This window comes from Enterococcus larvae (genome assembly GCF_017830045.1).
In the GTDB taxonomy this organism is placed as follows: domain Bacteria; phylum Bacillota; class Bacilli; order Lactobacillales; family Enterococcaceae; genus Enterococcus_L; species Enterococcus_L larvae.
On record NZ_JAEDXU010000008.1, the window covers coordinates 157,605 to 177,083 of the forward strand.

At 41.7% G+C, this 19,479-nt stretch carries 21 protein-coding genes; 4 read left to right on the forward strand and 17 right to left on the reverse strand.

From position 1 onward, the window contains the following. Positions 1-165 precede the first annotated feature (165 nt). The 4 genes from I6N96_RS14875 to I6N96_RS14890 are packed head-to-tail and all read right to left on the reverse strand — an operon-like array spanning position 166 to position 3,967. Positions 166-972, reverse strand: coding sequence for a Cof-type HAD-IIB family hydrolase (locus I6N96_RS14875; RefSeq protein ID WP_209558347.1), 807 nt, complete (start codon positions 970-972; stop codon positions 166-168). Further along, the gene (locus tag I6N96_RS14880) at positions 969-2,222 is read right to left on the reverse strand and encodes an MFS transporter (protein WP_209558348.1); all 1,254 of its coding nucleotides are present in this window, start codon (positions 2,220-2,222) and stop codon (positions 969-971) included. Before I6N96_RS14880 ends, I6N96_RS14875 begins: the two co-directional genes overlap by 4 nt. Before the next feature lie 50 nt (positions 2,223-2,272). Further along, positions 2,273-2,893 carry a sugar O-acetyltransferase gene (locus I6N96_RS14885; protein ID WP_209558349.1) on the reverse strand — a complete coding sequence of 207 codons (621 nt, stop codon included), beginning with the start codon at positions 2,891-2,893 and terminating at the stop codon, positions 2,273-2,275. Positions 2,894-2,953: 60 nt separating this feature from the next. Then, a complete protein-coding gene (locus I6N96_RS14890) occupies positions 2,954-3,967 on the reverse strand; it encodes an ROK family protein (protein WP_209558350.1) in 1,014 nt (337 codons plus the stop codon). A 282-nt stretch (positions 3,968-4,249) separates the two neighbouring features. On the opposite strand from I6N96_RS14890, the gene I6N96_RS14895 reads away from it, so the two are divergent. From I6N96_RS14895 to I6N96_RS14910, 4 genes are all read left to right on the forward strand, one after another. Further along, entirely contained in the window at positions 4,250-4,948 is a 699-nt protein-coding gene (locus I6N96_RS14895; RefSeq protein WP_209558351.1) for a DUF2461 domain-containing protein, read from the forward strand. Between the two features lie 137 nt (positions 4,949-5,085). After that, a complete protein-coding gene (locus tag I6N96_RS14900; protein ID WP_209558352.1) occupies positions 5,086-5,448 on the forward strand; it encodes a hypothetical protein in 363 nt (120 codons plus the stop codon). Positions 5,449-5,480: 32 nt separating this feature from the next. After that, positions 5,481-5,642 (forward strand): hypothetical protein, encoded by a 162-nt coding sequence (locus I6N96_RS14905; RefSeq protein WP_086351182.1) that lies wholly within the window; start codon positions 5,481-5,483, stop codon positions 5,640-5,642. A 338-nt stretch (positions 5,643-5,980) separates the two neighbouring features. After that, a complete protein-coding gene (locus tag I6N96_RS14910; protein WP_209558353.1) occupies positions 5,981-6,859 on the forward strand; it encodes an ROK family protein in 879 nt (292 codons plus the stop codon). A gap of 210 nt (positions 6,860-7,069) precedes the next feature. Here the strand turns inward: I6N96_RS14910 and I6N96_RS14915 are convergent, their stop codons facing one another. The 13 genes from I6N96_RS14915 to I6N96_RS14975 all read right to left on the reverse strand — a co-directional run bounded on the left by I6N96_RS14915 (position 7,070) and on the right by I6N96_RS14975 (position 19,479). Continuing rightward, on the reverse strand, positions 7,070-7,504 hold the full coding sequence (locus tag I6N96_RS14915; protein ID WP_209558354.1) for a hypothetical protein: 435 nt from the start codon (positions 7,502-7,504) through the stop codon (positions 7,070-7,072). A gap of 297 nt (positions 7,505-7,801) precedes the next feature. Further along, a complete protein-coding gene (vanT, locus tag I6N96_RS14920; RefSeq protein WP_209558355.1) occupies positions 7,802-9,946 on the reverse strand; it encodes a membrane-bound serine racemase VanT in 2,145 nt (714 codons plus the stop codon). Then, a complete protein-coding gene (locus tag I6N96_RS14925) occupies positions 9,930-10,532 on the reverse strand; it encodes a D-alanyl-D-alanine carboxypeptidase family protein (protein ID WP_209558356.1) in 603 nt (200 codons plus the stop codon). Before I6N96_RS14925 ends, vanT begins: the two co-directional genes overlap by 17 nt. Then, positions 10,529-11,572 carry a D-alanine--D-alanine ligase family protein gene (locus tag I6N96_RS14930; protein ID WP_209558357.1) on the reverse strand — a complete coding sequence of 348 codons (1,044 nt, stop codon included), beginning with the start codon at positions 11,570-11,572 and terminating at the stop codon, positions 10,529-10,531. The genes I6N96_RS14925 and I6N96_RS14930 overlap by 4 nt, the downstream gene beginning before the upstream one ends. Before the next feature lie 85 nt (positions 11,573-11,657). After that, complete coding sequence (locus I6N96_RS14935; protein ID WP_245186996.1) at positions 11,658-12,767, reverse strand: sensor histidine kinase; 1,110 nt, start codon at positions 12,765-12,767, stop codon at positions 11,658-11,660. After that, on the reverse strand, positions 12,760-13,443 hold the full coding sequence (gene vanR, locus I6N96_RS14940) for a VanR-ABDEGLN family response regulator transcription factor (RefSeq protein ID WP_209558359.1): 684 nt from the start codon (positions 13,441-13,443) through the stop codon (positions 12,760-12,762). The genes I6N96_RS14935 and vanR overlap by 8 nt, the downstream gene beginning before the upstream one ends. Before the next feature lie 248 nt (positions 13,444-13,691). Next, positions 13,692-14,288 (reverse strand): ATP-dependent Clp protease proteolytic subunit, encoded by a 597-nt coding sequence (locus I6N96_RS14945; RefSeq protein WP_209558360.1) that lies wholly within the window; start codon positions 14,286-14,288, stop codon positions 13,692-13,694. Positions 14,289-14,729: 441 nt separating this feature from the next. Continuing rightward, a complete protein-coding gene (gene lepB / locus I6N96_RS14950; protein WP_245186997.1) occupies positions 14,730-15,536 on the reverse strand; it encodes a signal peptidase I in 807 nt (268 codons plus the stop codon). A 42-nt stretch (positions 15,537-15,578) separates the two neighbouring features. Continuing rightward, positions 15,579-16,244 (reverse strand): hypothetical protein, encoded by a 666-nt coding sequence (locus I6N96_RS14955; RefSeq protein ID WP_209558361.1) that lies wholly within the window; start codon positions 16,242-16,244, stop codon positions 15,579-15,581. 37 nt (positions 16,245-16,281) lie between these two features. Next, positions 16,282-17,370, reverse strand: coding sequence for a WxLIP family cell surface protein (locus I6N96_RS14960; protein ID WP_209558362.1), 1,089 nt, complete (start codon positions 17,368-17,370; stop codon positions 16,282-16,284). 101 nt (positions 17,371-17,471) lie between these two features. Further along, positions 17,472-18,281 carry a WxL domain-containing protein gene (locus I6N96_RS14965; protein WP_209558363.1) on the reverse strand — a complete coding sequence of 270 codons (810 nt, stop codon included), beginning with the start codon at positions 18,279-18,281 and terminating at the stop codon, positions 17,472-17,474. A gap of 35 nt (positions 18,282-18,316) precedes the next feature. Then, on the reverse strand, positions 18,317-19,114 hold the full coding sequence (locus tag I6N96_RS14970) for a WxL domain-containing protein (RefSeq protein WP_209558364.1): 798 nt from the start codon (positions 19,112-19,114) through the stop codon (positions 18,317-18,319). Continuing rightward, complete coding sequence (locus tag I6N96_RS14975) at positions 19,111-19,479, reverse strand: LPXTG cell wall anchor domain-containing protein (RefSeq protein WP_209558365.1); 369 nt, start codon at positions 19,477-19,479, stop codon at positions 19,111-19,113. Before I6N96_RS14975 ends, I6N96_RS14970 begins: the two co-directional genes overlap by 4 nt.

The window sequence follows — 19,479 nt, forward strand, 5'->3', positions numbered from 1 at the left end:
GTCAATTACTTCTTATACGGTACTTTACAGAAAATTGAATCGAATGTCAATAGTTTTTATGAGAATTTTTTAATAGTTCCACTTCTTGTTCTTCCTCTTCTATTTTTGAAAATAAAAAAGCATGGAACAGACGAATCGACTTCGTTTGTTCCATGCCCGAATTTCTTAAGCGTCTTCCAATAGAATAGCGACTTGCTTCAGCACACCATTTTCGTTATTCGATGCAATAACTTCTTTGGCGGCTTCCTTTACTTTCGGATGACCGTTTGCCATTGCATAGCTGTAGCCGGCATGCTTCAGCATTTCTAAGTCATTCCCGCTATCGCCAAAGGCAGCAACCTCTTCGTCCTTGATTCCCCATAGATTCTGCAGCTTGATTAGACCGCTGGCTTTATGAACACCAGGGATGATCAAGTCGATATCCCCATGACCACTGGATACTGGGGTAATTTTATCCCCCAGTTCATTATGCAGGCTTTCAAGGATTTCCTCCACCTGTTCAACAGGAACCGTCAAGGCAAATTTGAATAAAGTATCGTGATCTACCTTATACAAATCATCTACCTTCTTCAAACGATGATAGTAAATACTACCATGGTCGATAAACTCCTGAGGCTCCTTCTTATTGACATATGCACTTTCTCTACCGCAAAGGATCGTGTGCACATTCTCATATTTCCCTAAAATATCTAAGATTTCATGAACCGTTTCCAGCTCGATTTTTCCGCAGTCAACCTCTTCGTCGGCATGGACGATATACGCACCGTTTTCTGCTACAAAGGATAGCTCTTTTTCAATTTCCGGAAAGAAGGATTTCAGCTGATAATACTGATTCCCGCTAGCTACAACAAATTTTACATCCTGTTCCAGCATCTTTTGGTACAATTCCTGAAACAACTCCCGATCATAATCATTTTGACTTGTTAAAAAAGTTCCATCCATATCTACTGCAATCATTTTTACACGACTCATCCTATTTCCTCCTCAGTTCGTTCCATTTTGATTTCTTTCTTTGGTAGTTCGTTTCTATTGATTGGTTCTTTATATAATCGTGCTGCCATCCACATAAGAATAACACCGTAGAAGACAGTTGTTGCTAAAGCGAAAGGCATTCCCTGCTGATTCATCGCGACAGAATAAACGACACCGGCAATCACAGATGAAAAGCCTTGAATAAAAAGAATGAAGGATGTTCCCTCTGCTACCAGTTCCTTTTCCGTGTGCCTCTGAACAAAGGCGATCGGCAACACCTGAGACATTCCAAACCCTGAGCCGACAACTGTTGTCGACAAGATGATAACTAAATAGTTTGGTGCAATCAAGGTCAGCGTATAGATGAGACTACCAGATAACCCAAGCAGAGCCATGAAAACGATCAAGCGCTGTGGACAGCCATGACGAGCAATATAACGTCCAGTCATATTAGAAAAGAACATCACCAACACATTACAGGGCACAAGAATCAATGAGCTGATAGTCGGACTGGCCTGCAAAAGCGTTTGAGCAAATAGCGGAATATAGTTTCCGCTGGTCGAAATGCAGGTATATAGAAATGTAATCAGAACCATGACCACAAACTGCTTCTTCGAAAACAAACGTGCAAGACCATTCTTAGGCTTCTGAACGCTCTCCTGCACATTGCTTACCGCCGTATTACTCCTTGTCTTCCCTGGTAAAAAGAAACCCACTAAAAGAAGACTGATTACGAACAGCGGTAAAATACTTAGTAGAGACCAGCGCCAGCCAAATTGCTGGATCAACAGCCCACAAACAACTGGTCCAATCAAGAAAATCAGTGAACCAACCGTCTGCAGCCAGCCAACACGAACGGGATATTCTTTCTCAGCAAACTGCTCGCTGATCATCGTAAAGATATTCGCCTGAAACAACCCCCAGAAAAAGCTGGCAATTCCTCGACTCCACATAAAGAACACGGCTGAGGCTGCTGTTGCCGATACGGCGATCATCACGCCAAAAATCACTGTGCTGACTAGAAACAATTTCTTTCTACCTAATCGTTCCCCCAGTCGCCCCGAAAGAAGCAGCGAGACACTTCGAGCGAGGGATTCTACGATAATCAAACTGCCGAAAAGCTCCACAGCTTGAAATTCAGTGAATGCTGCTGCTCCATAAATTGCCATGCTCCCTAGTAAATAGTTCGCACAGATCGTGATGATGATGAAGCCCGTAAAAACCAAATTACTTTTTATTCTCTCTGTCATTGCCCCACTCCTTACGCATCGCTAATCCTTCATTCCGACTTTTTTACAAGCTATGGGTTTGCTTTCTCATCATGGTAAGCCGCTTCCAGCTGTGTCCAGTACTGTTTATCTGACTCGTTGATTTCACGTAGGACACGACAAGGATTCCCCGCTGCAACTACATTGTCAGGAATATCCTTGGTTACAACTGATCCTGAACCGATCACTACATTATTACCGATCGTCACACCGGGATTGATCACTGCATTGGCTCCGATCCAGACATTATCTCCAATCGTTACTGCCGTTCCAAATTCCAAACCTCGGATACGAACCTCGGCATCAATCGGGTGCCCTGCAGTGTAAATACCTACACGTGGGGCAAACATCACATTGTTCCCAATCACTACCTTGCCGACATCCAAAATGATACAGTCAAAATTAGCAAAAAAGTTTTCTCCTACGCTGATATGACAACCGTAGTCACAACGAAAAGGCGGCTCAATATAAAGTTCCTCTCCGGTCTTTTCAAATAGCTCCTTCAATAATTGCTTGCGGTAGTCGATCTGTTCCTCTGTTGTTTGATTGAACAGTCGCGTCAGCTGTCTTGAGCGACGAGAATCCCTTCTTAGTTCCTCATCATTGGCAAGATACAGCTCGCCAGCCAACATCCGTTTCTTCTCAGTTTTCATCTTTGTCCTCCGTTCATCAATTGTTGTTTCTATTCATTATCATTTCTTGTGTCGTTGCCGCTAGTCGAAATGCTCTAGCTCTTTATTCAGTTGTTTGATCCCCAGTGAAAATAGGCCGAATACATAGTCATGATGAAATTCTTTTGACAAAATAATAGCCGGCAGATCGATAAAAGGAAACTCTGTTTTGATTCGTCCCTCAATCAATACTTTCAGCTGTTCTTCGTCCAGCCAGCGGTTTCTGTAAATGATGAAGCAATCCGGATCGTAGAGACTCATATACGTTTGAATATTATTCAAAAGATTACCAATCGTCGCTGATTCAGTAAAACTAAAGGTTGCCCAGTCTGGATCTGAGGGCAGATGAGCAATTTCTCCGGCCACACCATTTCTTCCCTTGACTATCCGATCATTGAGTACGACACCTGCGCCCGGCGGAAAAGTCTCTGGATAATACAGACCTACAACAGCATTCCTATATGTCGTTTCTACCGCCTGACTATATCCGTAAGCCACTGCGTTAACATCATTCTCAAGGATAACTTCAAATCCGAAGGCTTCTTCAAAATAACTTTTCAACCGTTCCCCTTTCATCAATGAAAAATCCATCACCTGTACGATTCCATCATGCTCTACACCAGGCAAGCCAATTACCAGACAGCCAATGGCAGGGTATTTGACTAAAAAACCCTCGATTTGATCCTTAGCAAGTGTCTTGTCGAAGCTGTCTCCTGAAATCTCCTCTTGAACCAAAATATTTCCATTCAAATCATGAACTGAAAACAAAAAGGCAAATGTCTTGTTTTTTTCCAATAGACATAAGGTCAAAATCAAGCGATGCATCGCATTGAATTCAAAAATACTGGCCCTTCTTCCTCCTGTCGATACAGAGGATTTTGTTTCAATCACTTCTTGGTTACTAAGCAGCTCTCTCATCAAATTATTGACGGTCATGATGCTCAACCCGCTTTGTTCAGCCAATGCTGGTTTCGTCATTTGTTTCTTTTGATAAATGATTTTACGCAGGCGGTTGATGTTGCTGTTTTTCAGCTGATTCGGCGTTCCAGGCTGCATAGCATATCTCCTCCATTTCAGTTGTTTCACACTTTATAAAAAAACTTTATAAACTTCTTTTATAATCTTACTTCAAAAAAAACAGTAAGTCAATCACTTTTCGTCCATTGTTCTATTTAGGTTTCATTCTCCACTCTGTCTTTTTGTTTTCACCATAGATCACATCAACTCTTTCTAAGAACTTGATTTCTTTTCGCTGTCAACATTCTTGTCCAAGAGCATTGTCAGCCTTTCCATTTTGTGAAATAATCAAAGAAAAAGAATCGAGCGGAGTGTGAACCTATGACAACAACTTTACAAACAATGCGGAATTTTTTAGAAAATCTGGCTGTCAATAATTCTTTGGATTGGATGCATCAGCACGAAAAAGAGAAAAAAGCAGCATTGAATCATTTCTATTCACTGGTTCAAACACTACAAAGTGAGATTACCGTATTCGATCCAGACATCCCGATGATCGACCCAAATAAACTGAGCTTTCGTTTGAATCGTGATACTCGCTTCAGTCATGATAAGTCGCCATATAACCCGACCTTTAGAGCGCATATAGGTCCAAACGGAAAACCCTTTATTCCAGCTGGCTATTACCTTCAGATCGCACCTCAAAGTCATGATTCCTTTTTAGGCGGCGGCGTATTTGGTACACAGTTCCCACAGGCAACTACGATGGTCAGGGATTATCTGCTGGAGCATCCACAGGAGTTCTTAGCTATTCTGTCTGATCCGCTGTTCAAAAAATATTTTCAGCTTCAAGGCGAGCAGCTGAAGCGTTATCCAAAAGGCTATGAAGAAACCGGAACAGATATCGATCCATTCATCAAATACAAAAGTTGGTATTTACAGTATGACTTGAGCGAAGAGCAGCTCTCAGATGAAACGAAATTGATTTCAACCTGTTTGGAAGTGTTTGAAGCTATGATGCCCTTCAATGCTTATCTAAATAAAGCCCTTAGAGATTTTCGCTTTCCGGAACGTCGCTGATTTTTCTTCATCACACTATTGATTTTCCTGATTCGTGCACAGTCCAGTGTTTCCTTTCTTGTTTCAAGACTTTGGGGCTATTGCTTCTCAATATAGCTGATTTTTACTATAATAAAAGAAAAACGGAGGTGGCTGCCATGCCTGCATCAACTGAAAAAATCGACATCCTGCTATCTTATTTATCTGAAACACATACAAAATCTCTTGCACTATACGATCTAATCTGTATCCAACCTCGTACGGACGAAACGGATATTCGAATTTTACTGAATATCAATGAAGTTTTCACTTATTACCACACAGTTCGTGTTTTCTATTACAGCAATACAGAGCTGGGTGAAGCTGAAGTTGAGCCCTTTTTCACAGCCTTTGAAAGTTTTTATTTTGAACTGAAGCAAGTCTTTCTCCATGAAGATTCAGACATTACTCTGCTTTACAGTAAGCTCGATAAGATGAAAACTTCATTTGAGGAGTTGACGAATTGGTTCAATGTTTTATAATGAAAGGTGATTATAATTAAAGAGGTGCAGAAATGAATCAAACAGAAGTGCTGGAACGCTTAAAAGAAGAATTGCAAATTCCATTTTTTAACGGCAACATAGAAGAAAAGGAATACACTGAGGAAGAGTATCAGAAAATCAAATCAGATTTGATTCAGTATTTCGATGATTATGTACGGAATGTAGAAAATTAAATTGTTTTTAAGCTGTAATACTGCTTTTACGAAACACCGTATATTCGGCTTTCAGAGTCTGAAACATGGTCACTTCGACTAATGTCACAGACTCTTTTTTTAGAGTTTACACCTTTTTCTGTTCAAAAAAACGTAAATTATAGTCAAACGTAAGAAAGAATACCAAACGAATGAAAGAATGAATCGGCACTCGTGAAAAAATGAATTTCCTCTTCACACTGCCCATTCGACTGACGATTCGATTTATAACAATACATGACAGTTACTTGTCATAATAACTCGAAAACTCCATTCAGAAAATATCTACTCATTATATGAAACAAGAAAGGTGATGAACAATGATTATCAGTTTCGACGTTGGCGGAATATTTGTTAAATACGGCCTATTCGACATGGATGGCACAATTATCCACCAAGGAAAACAACCGACAGAAATAGAAACCGAGGAACACTTCTTTGGGATGATCGAAGAGATCATCTCCAACTATGAGGCAAAGTATCAGATCAAAGGAATCGGCTTCAGCTTTCCCGGTGTTATCGACAGCGAAAGAGGCATACCAATCGTTTCGGGAGCTATCAAACCATTACGAGGGAAACCCTTTGTAAAGCTTTTGAAAGAGCGAATCAACAGCAGTTACCCTATTTTTATCGAAAATGACGGCAACTGTGCTGCCTTAGCTGAGCTTTACTCAGGAAACGGACGCAACTTGAATGACTTCGTCGTAATCACACTCGGAACAGGGATTGGCGGCGGGATCATCCACGACCGTGAATTGATGAAAGGCGGACGCTTCAGTGCCGGCGAATTCGGTATGATGCTGATTCCCGACAGACAAGGAAAGAAGGAAATCTTAGCAAAATATGCTTCAACACAAGGTCTCTTGAACCTTTACCGTCAACGATTGGGAATTACTTCTGATACACCAGTAACAGGGGAAGAAATTTTCAAAGGAAATACTTTAGTCAAAAAGGATGTCTTAAAGCTTTGGGGAGAATATGTTGCTCTTGTTGTTTATAATATTATCGTCACAATGAACCCTGAAAAAATTCTGATTGGCGGCGGCGTCAGTCAAAGTCCTCTGCTTTTGTCTTTGATTGAAAGACCTCTACAGAAATATCCGGAGTGGGAATTATTCGCCACACCAATCACTAGATGCTACCATCAAAATGATGCTGGGTTGATTGGTGCGTTTTATTTGGTTCATCAAAACATATAAATTTCTCACAAAAAAGAGATGTTTTTGTTATCAAAATAATAAAAAAACCATCGGCTTGAGATAGCCGATGGAAAAGGAGTATTACTCAATAAGAGTAAAATGAAAAATAAAAAGGTTGTTGTTGGTATGTTTAAATAATACAATACTTCTTAAATTTTGTCTAGTAAAAAGGCAATTATATTTAAATGAAAAAAATTCATTATTTATACCCTATTTTTTCATTAAAGTATTGCTCATTTTTGTAATACAGAATGAAATATCATCTGTCGCCTTATCCTGTTTTTCCTCTGAAGAATTGAACAATGCTGTATCAATTCCTTTTTCAGGATCTAAGGATAAAGTCATTTCTTTACAGCCCGCAATATACTCAATATAAGAGCGCTCAAGCTTCTTATGAATACCAATTACTTTTACCGGCGGACGAAGCTGTTCGATTTTTTTCATGATCAACTGATACTTTTCTGTACCACCCTCAAAGACTGTCTGGATTTCAGCAATCTTCTCTGGTGAAAGCTCAGCCACCTTATTTTCATCAATTGCAGTACGCAACTCTTCATAATAGCTGTTCATTGATTCTCCGATTTTTTCTGTATCCTGTACAATATCATTCACTGCTTGAATGTAGTAACCAAAATTTTGTTTCACGTTTCTTCCTACTTTCTTATGATTATCCTTATATTTTACCGTTTTACAGCGTGGCTGACAAGTCTGTGAAAAAAATGATTTTGCTTCTATTCATTTCCTTCATTGAATAGCTGAGATGACCAATGGATAATTCAGTCTTTTCAGTTTTCGAAAAGGCCCTTATCATTTAAAGGAACACCTCTCTTTTGCATGAAAGAACTATGAACCTACGCCATAGCTCCTAATTAAAAATGTCCCGGGATTGTCAGAAAAAAATTCAACAATTCCAGAACACTCAGCAAAGGTGTCTCTCCATTTTTAACAGCTCGTCTTGTTTTCCAGCCGTCCCCCTAACCTACTCAGGAGCTCGTTAGTGATCGTTGCTCCTTTAGCTGCCGCATCTTCACAATTTTCCATTATCTCTATTTCTGCTCCCAACGTAATTTCCGGCACATCCGTTAAGTCAACCAGCAGCATATCCATACAGATCAATCCAATCTGTGGGAGTGAAAAATCCTTGTACCTCAGCGAATACCCTGTATTTGATAACTGTCGAGGGATACCATCTGCATACCCGATTGCCACTGTTCCGATTTTCCTATTTCGATCTGTCTTATTCGCTGTTCCATACCCGATATACTCACCTGCCTGTACAGTTCTCTGTGAGACCAAAACAGCTTTCACTGAAAGAACAGGCCTTATCCTCAGCTTCGTTTCCAACACCTTATCAGGCTGGCTAAGTACACCATAAAGAAAAATCCCCACTCTTGCATAATCATAAGAAAGCTCCGGATAATTCACGACGCCGTAGCTGCTTTGTAAATGCGTACAGCCATAGTTGATACTCGCTTCTTCCAGCCTTCCTAACAGCTCGTCAAAAACCGTTATCTGCTGTTCAGTACGTCCTCTGCCTTCAGCGCTCAATGTGTCTGACGAGCCAAGATGAGAATAAATTCCTTCACAGTCCAGATACGCCATGCGATAAACTGGCAATATCTCTTGTACATCGGGAGTAAAACCCAAACGATGCATTCCTGTATCAATTTTTAAATGACAGCGAAGCCTCACTTTTCTGCGATTCAACGCCTCTGCATATTCTCGTGAAAAGATGGATTGGATCAACTCATAGTGTGCGATTTGGTCACTATCTTCTGGGCTCGTATACCCAAGTATCAATATTTCCCCTTGAATACCGCTTTTTCTAAGTCGGATAGCCTCTTCAAGTACAGCAACCGCAAAAAAAGAAACCCCTTCTCGTTCCAACTGTCGACTACAAGCTTCAGCTCCGTGACCATAGGCATCCGCCTTCACTACAGCCATCAACTTTGTTTTCTCCGGCAATAATTCCTTAATAGAATGATAGTTTCCTCTCAATGCAGCTAAGTCGATTTCCTTCCCGGCACGTCGAATTTTTTGACGTTTCTTTTTCTTGAATCGTGGTAAAACCTCTATAGGAATTACACTCAAGACGAGAGTAAAAAGTACTGTTAGAAAAAACTGCAGCAGACTATTCTCTAAAAACGGCAGCAGTTTAGCCAAAAAATATACCCCCATGATACTGAAGGGATGGAGGATATACAGCCAGAGGGAATATTCCTTCGCCTTAAAAAAACGATACTTCGGTTGCCATTTTAATAAAAATTGAAACAGATAATAGGAGACAAAGGGCAGAGTGAAATATAGGCTGTCATGCCTCATCATTGTATAGGCATGCAAAAGAGTACCCTCTAAAGCCAAGCCCAAAAATGCGAATCCCATTTTCGCATGCAATAGCTTAGTTTGCTGCCCTCTTTTAAGATATAGCTTCGCTCCTAGAATCAAGAACAACGGCGAGAAAAACAGCCCATTCCTTGTATAATCAAACAGTTGAAAGAACAATTGATAAATGACTTTGATTCCCGAAAACAGCTCAATAAAATAATAATAGCTATCCCCGCCCAGACCAATCAAATACAACACGCTCGTCCCAAGTAAAACTAGAGAAATAGGAGCTTTTTGCAACAAAAACCGACAAATCACTACACCTAAAATAACTGCAGGAAAATACCATAGGTGGTACAATACCCCATCAAAAATAATGACTTTTGCCAATTCCATAAGCGGCATTGAGAAGGACACGGTTCCTGTGTAGATGGATACGGGCAAATAAAGAATACAGATAAGCAGATAAAGCTTCAACATTGACAACAAAAACCGATTGATTTTCCAGCTTTTAGGATAGCTTGGCTTCTCTGCATACGGCCCTATCAAGTAATAGCCTGTGACCATGAAAAAAAAGGGAACTGCTACTCGAAAAATACTCAATGTGATCACTTGATCCAAGAATCCATTGAAGGAAGCAAAGGGAAAGGTATGGATAGCAATCACCATGACCGCTGCTGTCAGACGAAACTGGTCGACCCCATTCGCCCGCTGCATATGAGGACAGGAAATCATTTTTTTCTGCTTAAGTCTCCTTGTCATTTGCTGTCCCCCGTTGCCTCAGGCATTCATGATACTCTTCCAGAGTCCAATTGTTGCGGCAAATGATGTCGCTATGCGGTCGACCCACGTAGCGAAAATGCCAAGGTTCGTAGGCAATCCCTGTCACAGCTTCCTTCCCTTTTGGATAGCGCAGAATAAAACCATAAAGAGCCATCACCGCCAGCAGCTTTTGACTGATTACCCTGCCTTCAAAGCTTGGACAGATCGCGTCATTCTCTGTATCTGCAAAGCCCAAATCAACCGCTAATCCAGTTTGGTGCTCACTGCACCCGGGTCTTGCTATATATTTTTCCGTATATAAGCTGCCATTTCGTTCCAAAGAGTCTGTATATAGAATCTGCTGTTCAGAAAAACTCCGATACCCGCTCGTAACAATGATTTGCTTTTGACCGCCGATAGACTCGACCAACAGCCTCAGCTGATTGGCCACTTTGGCGTCTATACGTTGTTTGCCATTTGAGAATGGCGCAGAGACCAGATTCAACGGCTGTTCAGTTGAGGCCAAACAATGAGCAGCATTGATCAATCGTGGGATTGGTGCCGTTTCTGCATTTATTGTCTTCATTTCTTTCCCTCCTCTGCCAGCTCGATCAATCGATCAAGGAGTGAGGAATAGGTGAAGCCTTTTTCCTTCAACATGTTTGGATACCGAGAGTTATCTGTAAAGCCCGGCATCGTATTGATTTCATTCAATAAAAGCTCGCCGTTTCGTGTAATAAAAAAGTCGATTCTGGCTAATCCGCAACAACCAAGCAATCGATACAAACGTTCTGCCTGGTATTTTACTTCCTGTTTCATCGCTTCTGAAACACGAGCTGGAAGATGGATTTTTGAAGAAACCATGTGATACTTTTCTGTATAATCAAAGAAGCTTCCGGTTAATTCGATCTCATCCACTTCCCCAAGAACCAGCTCATCGTTCCCTAAGATGCCGCAGCCTACTTCAAAGCCTTCGACTCCCTTTTCCATAATAAAGTGCGTATCCCATTCAGCAACAGCCGCAACAGCCTGTGATAGCTGGCTAATTTCAGTGATTTGACTGATTCCTTTCGATGAACCGCCTCTCAATGGCTTGATGAAGAATGGAAATTGTTCCTTTTGAATAAAATCTTTGATACGTTGAATGTCCAGATCATGAACGGTAGAACAGATAGAAGCGGTCGTCTGGATACCGATGCTGTGAGCAAAGCGATGCGTGAGTCCTTTATCCATACAGATGGCCGAAGCCGCTGTTTTACAACCAACATAAGGAATCTCCATCCATTCAAACACCCCCTGAATCCTCCCATCCTCGACGAACTCCCCATGCATGACCGGAAAAATCACATCAACAGCAAGCATCCGTTGTTCTTCATGTATGAGAAAGCCCTGCTCGTTGCCGATAGACGGAGATACTCGCTGACAATCCGTTGCGTTTTGCCAGCTATCTGCCTTGATTTTCTCATGATTCCCTGTAAAGTAATACCACTCACCGGTTCTAGTGATCCCAATTTTAAGGATGTCATAGTGGCTTGTATCTAGAGCCTCCAACACGGCATATGCTGATTTTAATGACACCTCATATTCTGATGATTTTCCACCAAATACGACAGCTATTTTCTTCATAAAAAATCCTCTCCTTCATGGTTTCATTAAACCAATAAAAGAGAGGTCAGATTTTAATTTCTACTTAGGTTCCCCTTAAGCTTTCTTAAGACTTCGGCAATACCAACTCAAAGGTAGTAAGGCCTTGTTCACTAGCAGCACGAATATCCCCGTCATGAGCAAGCATGATCTCCTTTGCAATTGCCAAGCCCAGACCAGCTCCGCCTGTCTTGGTTGAACGAGCATGATCCAGTCGATAAAACTTATCAAAGACCTTTTCCAATTGTCTTTTAGGAATCGTCGTTCCTTCATTCAACACAGACAGATAGATTTTATCCGTTGATTCAGATATAGTTACTTTTATTGATGAATCAGGATCGCCATAAGACAATGCATTCTTGAAGAGATTATTGAGTACTCGAGCCAGTTGATCACTGTCAGCCTCAACCATTAATGAATCAGGTCCTTCGTATTTCAGCTGCTGATTCTTTTCACTTAGCAGAGGGTATACCTCTTCAGACATTTGCTGAACCAGCAGTACCACATCCATCGTTGTTTTATCCAGATGTATCTCCTGCATGCTAAAGCGAGTGATATCAAAGAATTCATTGATCAGCTCCTCTAGTCGTCCCGCTTTATCCAATGTAATTTGCAGGAATTTTGCCCGCTGTGCTGGTGTCAGCTCGGGTGAATCGATCAATAGGTTTAAATAGCCAATCACAGAGGCCAGTGGTGTTTTCAAATCATGAGCAAGGTAGGTAATCAGATCCTTTGTTCGTTGTGTCTCCCTCTTAAGCAGCTCTTCATTTTTCATATTCGTGCTTTTGACTTTCAACAGCTCATTGTCTAAAGACAAATCCCCAGTGGTTTTGGACGAGTCCGCCGCACTTAGAAACTCTGGTATGCTTTTCGAAAGCTCTTGTATGCTTGCGTTGATCCTATTTCGGGCAATCAAATAGCTGGTAATTGCTACTGTAACAACAGAAACAACAACTACGGCAACAATAAGCAGCTTGAGAGCACTCAGGCTGACTGTCGTCTCATAGTAGATTTCTCCATTTACTTCAAAACTTTGATTATACACTAAGAAATCATAGATGAACTGACGAAAAACATCACTGATTCCGCTTTGAATAAACAGAAAGAACAGGAATAGTATACTAAAGCAAACCAGACCGATTTTAATCAACAGCTTACGATTTTCTACTTTACTCAATTTTATACCCCACTCCCCAGACAGTCTTAATATATTTCGGCTTTTCAACAGAATCATTCATTTTCTCTCTCAAATGGCGAATGTGCACCATGATCGTATTATTGGAATTTGTATAATATTTTTCGCCCCAAATCACTCTGAACATCTCTTCAGAGCTGACTGCTTGTCCTTTATGCTCGCAAAGGAGCTTCAAAATTGAAAACTCCAATGGCGTTAAATAAAGCTCTTCATTATCCAGAAGGACCTTACGGCTTTCCAAATCCATCAGTAGACCGCGAATAGTCAACACTGAATCAGTTCCTCCGTTATATGTAGTGACTCTGCGCAGCTGAGCCTTCACTCGTGCAATCAGCTCCAACGGCTTGAAGGGCTTTGTCATGTAATCGTCCGCTCCGATCGTCAAACCGGTAATCTTATCAATTTCTTCCCCTCTGGCAGTCAGCATAATGATTGGATATGTTTGTGTCTCACGAATTTTCCGACAGATATCGAAGCCATCCATATCCGGCAGCATGACATCGAGGATTGCTAAATCAATTGTTTGATCAACTAACTGATCCAACGCTTCTGATCCAGTTTGACAGGCAATAACTTGATAATTTTCGTTCTTTAAATAGTATGTAACTAAATCAGAGATTTCTTTTTCATCCTCAACCAATAAAATCGTCGTCATCATTTTCAAGCCCCTTTCTCTACTAAGTTTAGCAAACTATGCCAGCCAACTAAAGCTGGAAATACTTAAGATTTCTTCAGACTTCTATTAATAGCCAAAACAATAGATGCCCCCAGGCGGCTTCCACTATCAATCCTCCGATGATTGTGGATATAAGTCGTTTCTCATACGTCCATTACAAAAAAAGAGGAGCTGTGACATCGATAGGCCACAGCTCCTTGAAGCCGAATAAGCAACGGCATCAATTTCTTCTATTTTCCTGACTTCACTTCATCGCTTGATTTGATGATTTCTGAAACCATTCCATAATTTTTCGCTTCGTCAGCAGACATCCAGAAGTTTCTATCTGTGTCTTTTGCAACTTGTTCATAAGTCTGACCTGTTGCTTCAGCGATCATGCGGTTTACACGTTCTCTCATCCTTACGATTTCTTTTGCTTCGATTTGGATTTCAGTTCCCTGTCCTTGAACACCGCCGGCAGGCTGATGGATCATAAAGCGTGTGTTTGGCAAGCAATATCTGTTTTTTGCTTCTGCCGCAAGATAGATTGTCACACCTGCACTAGCAACCCAGCCTGTTCCGATCATGATAACTTCCGGCTTGATAAACTGGATCATATCATGGATCGTATCGCCTGATTCCACGTGTCCTCCTGGACTGTTTACAAATATCTTGATTGGTTCATCGCTCATCGATGCCAAAAGGAGTAACTGGGAAGAGACTTCACGAGCCAAATCCTGAGTAACTTCACCATAAATAAGGACGGTGCGCTCCTCCAGCATTTTCTTCATAAATAACCCTTGGTCATTCTTTGGTGTATTATCTTGTTCTTCTTCTAAACGGTACATTTGCAATTACCTCCTGATCATTCAATAAGGAATTTCACTTCATTCCTTTACTCACTCTTCTATTCTACCAAAAAGTCAGGATTGTTCAAACTAAGAAGTGCCTGTAATAGTTCTCTACTGAAATAAAGGAAGAATAACAGGAATAGAAATAAGACATATTTGTCCGTCACCTCAACCAAACTGTCGTTTTTTATCCTCTACTGTCCGCAAGACTTACAGAAAAATAGATGCTTGGAACTCTACTACAAGCTCTCAAATACCTCATTCTATTCTTTCTCGTTGGAAAATCTGCCGTGTCTAAAGATCCTTCTTTTCAAGATGAAATAATCACAAAAATATAAACTAAGCAAGGACTGAGAAAAATCAAGTAGGCACAAGCTGTTTTTGTTTAAAATCAGCTTGTGCCTTTTTTCCTTCATCTCATTACAACCACATCTATTTTTAAAATTTCGTCATTTTATGAAGAGGCAAGATACGCATAGTTACAACACCAATAACGTCGTCTTTGTCGATCAAGCCATAGTAACGACTATCACTGGAATACGGACGGTTATCCCCCAGAACAAGATATTGTCCTGATGGAATCTGATGCTCCTTGGTCAATTTGTATAAACTGAAATCATCCGTATAATAACTGTTTGAAGCATCCGCCTGTGCAATTGCCTCTGCAATAAATAATTCTTCTTTTTCTTCATTATTCACGTAGAGTCGATCTTGCTTGTAGCTGATATTCTCGCCCGGTAGACCGATGATCCGGCGAACAGAAATTCCTTTGCCATTCGGTGTCTCGATCGCCACCAGATCAAACCGTCGAATCGTGCGCTGCTTAGATACAAAAACCGTATCACTTGCACCCAATGTCGGCAACATCCCATACCCATCAACCTTCACAATGGAAAAGAAAAACAGGGAGCCCAACCAAATCAACGTACCTGTTACAACCAATGCAGCCGCTATTTCGGTGATTAATCGCTGAAATTTCTGTTTCTTCGATTGCTTCTTTTGCTTCATTTTTTTCTTTGATTTTGACTTTCTTACAGGTGCTGTTTGTCGTTGCTTCATCAGTGGTGAAGCCTTTTCTCTTGTTTTATTAAACTGATTTTGCTGCCTATTTGTTTTTCTTTTTTTCGTCTTACTTAACGATTTTGAATTATTTTTGTCTTTGCTCTTCCTTGGAGTTCGATCCTTCTGCTTCCCAGACGTATTCGATTTCTTTCGTCGTATCTTCTCAGCTTGCGCTTGGGTCATGCAGTCCTCGCTCCCTCCCTCTTTCAACTTTCATGATGCTTCTTACTTTTGCTCCTTTAATGAGGCTTCATTGACTGAGAAGGTTTTAAATACCTCTTTCTGGTTACTTCGTACCTTCGCCAAATCTTCCTTAAAATCAGCCAGCTCTTCCGCATTCGTATAAAATCCTGAATTTCTCGAAGCCAGATTGATCCCCAAATCCTTCAACGATGAATAATAACGGTTCAACAGCTGCTGATAATCACTGCCTAAACGGTAATCGGCACGTACAACCGCAAAGGTGCCTAATCGAGAGGCAAGCGTCGTTAAATCACTGCCCAATTCTTCACCGCCTTCACCGCTTTCTGCCAAGGCCAACTGATCCTCAATATCCCCCAGATAATAATAGCCTTTCACCATCAGCTCCTGATCCTTCTGGTTCAGATTCGTCGACTGATAGTAGATGGTATAGGCTGAAGCCCCTGCTCCTGCACCCGCTAAAACGAATAGCAAGAGGGCCCATATCAGGTATTTTCGACGCTTTTTTTCTACTGCTCGTCTCTGGCGCATGAGCCTCTTTCGCTTTTTCTTGTTCTTTGTCCGGATTCGCTTCAGCTTTGTCAGCTGGCCTCCAAGCCGCACACGCAGCACGACCAAAAGAATCGTGAACAGAAGAAAAAGGATAGCTGATGCTAACGCAATTACTGCAATCCAATCCAACGTTGTCATTCTGCTCCTCCTCTCTCATCAAATCTGTCTGTTTCGGTTACTTTTTCTTTTTTCTATTTTTCTTACCTTTTTTCTTCTTACTCTTGCCGGTAAAATGAATGATCAAGAAAATCACAACGACTACTGCCACAACGCCGCCTACGATCATGGCAATCAGCTGCCAATCCAAGCCTTGTTCCTGTACTAGTCCTACCGCTTCTCGGTTAAACTTATCCGCCTGTTCTTTGGTGATCTCAAAGGGTTCGGTCCATTCCCATTTTTTGTCTCCCATGGTCGCCACCACATGTGCTCGATACTTTCCTGCCTTCATGGCATCACTGCCCATACTGACAGGGAAATTCAATACTGTATTCGGCGCCATGTTCATGTTCAGTTTTTTCGCGTCATACAACACCGTATCGCTGGTTTCACCCATGATTTGCGCTTCGACTGTCACACCCTTAAGAGGTGTTGCCGTCACATTCCCCAAATCGATCACGATCGAGTTCCGGTAGTTCGGTTGACTGGCATACGCTTTGATAAAAGACATCTCCGGTGCGATTTCTGTGTCATTTTCACTTAAGACCATCCCTACCACATAGGCATACTCATTGACGATCATCATGCCTTGATTTTCTTCTGCCTCTGTTTCGTCGGATTGGCGTTGAAGCTGGATACCGCCTAAAATGATGCCGTCAAAAGAAGCTTCCGGCATCGTGATATCCAATCGTACGGCTTCTTCCGCTCCCGGAGCCAATGTCACCGATTCCGGTCCTTTCACGATATCGGTAAATTCATATTTCATTGATTCGTCTGCTTCCAGCTTCGTCGGTCCGTATTCTACAACTCCGTTGGGGTTAGTCCGCGCACCGCTCAAAGTCACATCGACTGTCAGCTCTTCCTTGCCATGATTCTTCAATAAAATCTCTACAGTCTGTTGTTGTCCTGGAGTCATTCGTAAGTCATAATAGCCGTTTTCACTGATTTGGTTCTCAGGAAAGATCACTTGATATGTAAAGCCGCTGGCTTCTTCTGCTGCTTGAGAAGTTGCTGTCTCTCCTTCTTCTGCATATGTAGGGGTACTGAAAATAAAACCAATGCTTAATACTGCTAATAGAAACACCCACTGTTTGATACGGTTCTTCATAAACTGTCCTTCCTCTCAAAAAAGACAGGGCACTAATTCGATTGACAAAACTAGTGCCCAGTCCATTACTTATTTATTTCTGTATTGCTCCACAAATCAAATTAGTCGATTGGTGTAGTTGCTACAGTCCACAATACTTTACCTGTGAATGCAGTAGCTGTTTTCACTGTGTTACCTGGTACGAATAATGAAACTGATCCAGCTTCGATTTTGTTAGCGTCTGTTGCGTTTGGAGTACCTGTTGTATCATCAGCTCCGTTTACGCCTGCGCTTGAACCAAATTCAATTGTCCAAGTACCAAAACCTGTTGTTCCGTCAGCTGTACCCATAACGTTTACTGAGTTTCCGCTTTCGCTCAATACAAAGTTACTTGCAGTTGAACCTAATACTGGTTTTTGAGCGTCATCACCCGCACCATCAATGTAAGGGTTTGTGTAAGTCAATGTTGCACCATCTAATACAACGCTTCCTGATGTGAACTGTTGTGTCATTTTAGCTGACAATGTCCATGCAGTACGAGGGTTAGATGAAGAAGCCAAACGTTTGTCAGTTACTTGTACGTAGTTACCACGAGTACCATCAGAAACGCCGCCTTTTAATACTTCAACTTGTTCTGCAAAGTATGTTTGGTCAGTTGTTACTGCTTTTTGTGTTTTGAAGTTCAATGCTGTTACCGCATCAACTGCCAATGGTCCGCCATCAGGGTTCACAATAATTGGCTCTTCCGGATCAACTTCTTCGCCTGGGTTTTCTGGATCGACTGGAGGATTTGTTGTATTATCCTCTTCGTAAGTGATTGTTCCGTTACTTGTTAATTTTGTTGCGTCGCCGTCTTCAGCGAATGCTGCTGATGCCGATCCGAATAATACTGTTGCTACTAATGCTGCTGAACATAATGTTTTCAATTTCATGTGTGTTTCCTCCTAGTATTGTGTGTGTGTTTTATTTATGGTAACTCGGCAATGATCCAAGTTAGCACCGTTTGATAGTGTACAGGTTTCTTTTCCACCGAACCGGGTACGAAAAAGGTGATGGCACTGTTCTTGTATACCTGCTTGTTGAAGGTCGCATCCATCACGGCATTGCCGCTCTCATCCACCAACGGTGTCAGAGTTGACGCTAAACCAGCGGTATTTTCTTCTGAAGCACCGAACTCGATCAGCCAAGTGCCGTAACCTGTGCCCTGCTTTGCAGTGGCCACATCATACGTCATCCCGATCTTATCTAATTCGATCACATCCTGTTGAAAGCTGGGTGCGTACTTTTGATCCATGGTTGAATTTGCCCATGCTTTATCAAAAGATAAGAATGCACCCTTCAAGATGTCTTCAGAATTCTCTACAGAAGTAAAATTCGTTTCCTGACGAACCTGTAAGGTCCAACCTGCGCCTGTGGCGCGACTGTCCGTTACCTGCACATAATTCCCACGTGCATTGGTGTCGCTGTGAAACAGCTGCGCATTGACTTCATACGCCTGATCCTTATCAGATACCCTGTTTCTGCCGAAATCGAGCCTTGGCACAAAGTCCAAGCGGAGATAGCCATCGGTTGATGGCGTTTCTCCCGGATCAACTGGTGTTCCAGGTTCTTCCGGGTCAACAGTGACCGGAGGAAGTAATCCTGCTTCAAAGATAATATTTCCATTAGAATCCAGTTTTTCTGCCTCTGCAAATGCCTGTGTCCCAGATAGAAAAGCAGTCAGAAGTCCGGCTGTACATAACAGCCTAAAGGCTTTTTTCATCATGACTCCCTCTTTTCTTTTCGTTTTTTCATCACGAAGAACAACAAGACAAGAGCAATCACTGCCGCTCCGCTGACCATCAACGAGCGCTGAACGACTTCACCAGTACTCGGAAACTTCCCAGCTGGTTTTTGAACTGCAGCCGATGAGGAAGTCGTCGTACTTGTTGGCGGTTCTTCTGTCGAAGAAGCGACTGGAGGTTCGGTTGTTGAGCTCTCAGAAGGTTCTGTACTGTCTACATAGAACTCGATTACTCCTTGCTGCCCCACCTGACCGCCTTCCATTGCCTTTGCAGACAATGGAACACCAGTCAGAAATACCCCAACAGAGAGCAGTACAAGATAGTGTAAGAAGTGTTTCTTTTTCAT

Bases quoted from the DNA above. Each gene is read 5' to 3' on its own strand.
- I6N96_RS14975 (WP_209558365.1), bottom strand. From the start codon at position 19,479: ATGAAAAAGAAACACTTCTTACACTATCTTGTACTGCTCTCTGTTGGG.
- I6N96_RS14885 (WP_209558349.1), bottom strand. From the start codon at position 2,893: ATGAAAACTGAGAAGAAACGGATGTTGGCTGGCGAGCTGTATCTTGCC.
- vanR (WP_209558359.1), bottom strand. From the start codon at position 13,443: ATGATGACGACGATTTTATTGGTTGAGGATGAAAAAGAAATCTCTGAT.
- I6N96_RS14880 (WP_209558348.1), bottom strand. From the start codon at position 2,222: ATGACAGAGAGAATAAAAAGTAATTTGGTTTTTACGGGCTTCATCATC.
- I6N96_RS14955 (WP_209558361.1), bottom strand. From the start codon at position 16,244: ATGACAACGTTGGATTGGATTGCAGTAATTGCGTTAGCATCAGCTATC.
- I6N96_RS14900 (WP_209558352.1), top strand. From the start codon at position 5,086: ATGCCTGCATCAACTGAAAAAATCGACATCCTGCTATCTTATTTATCT.
- I6N96_RS14910 (WP_209558353.1), top strand. From the start codon at position 5,981: ATGATTATCAGTTTCGACGTTGGCGGAATATTTGTTAAATACGGCCTA.
- I6N96_RS14945 (WP_209558360.1), bottom strand. From the start codon at position 14,288: ATGTACCGTTTAGAAGAAGAACAAGATAATACACCAAAGAATGACCAA.
- I6N96_RS14890 (WP_209558350.1), bottom strand. From the start codon at position 3,967: ATGCAGCCTGGAACGCCGAATCAGCTGAAAAACAGCAACATCAACCGC.
- lepB (WP_245186997.1), bottom strand. From the start codon at position 15,536: ATGACCCAAGCGCAAGCTGAGAAGATACGACGAAAGAAATCGAATACG.
- I6N96_RS14960 (WP_209558362.1), bottom strand. From the start codon at position 17,370: ATGAAGAACCGTATCAAACAGTGGGTGTTTCTATTAGCAGTATTAAGC.
- I6N96_RS14905 (WP_086351182.1), top strand. From the start codon at position 5,481: ATGAATCAAACAGAAGTGCTGGAACGCTTAAAAGAAGAATTGCAAATT.
- vanT (WP_209558355.1), bottom strand. From the start codon at position 9,946: ATGACAAGGAGACTTAAGCAGAAAAAAATGATTTCCTGTCCTCATATG.
- I6N96_RS14895 (WP_209558351.1), top strand. From the start codon at position 4,250: ATGACAACAACTTTACAAACAATGCGGAATTTTTTAGAAAATCTGGCT.
- I6N96_RS14965 (WP_209558363.1), bottom strand. From the start codon at position 18,281: ATGAAATTGAAAACATTATGTTCAGCAGCATTAGTAGCAACAGTATTA.
- I6N96_RS14970 (WP_209558364.1), bottom strand. From the start codon at position 19,114: ATGATGAAAAAAGCCTTTAGGCTGTTATGTACAGCCGGACTTCTGACT.
- I6N96_RS14925 (WP_209558356.1), bottom strand. From the start codon at position 10,532: ATGAAGACAATAAATGCAGAAACGGCACCAATCCCACGATTGATCAAT.
- I6N96_RS14875 (WP_209558347.1), bottom strand. From the start codon at position 972: ATGAGTCGTGTAAAAATGATTGCAGTAGATATGGATGGAACTTTTTTA.
- I6N96_RS14930 (WP_209558357.1), bottom strand. From the start codon at position 11,572: ATGAAGAAAATAGCTGTCGTATTTGGTGGAAAATCATCAGAATATGAG.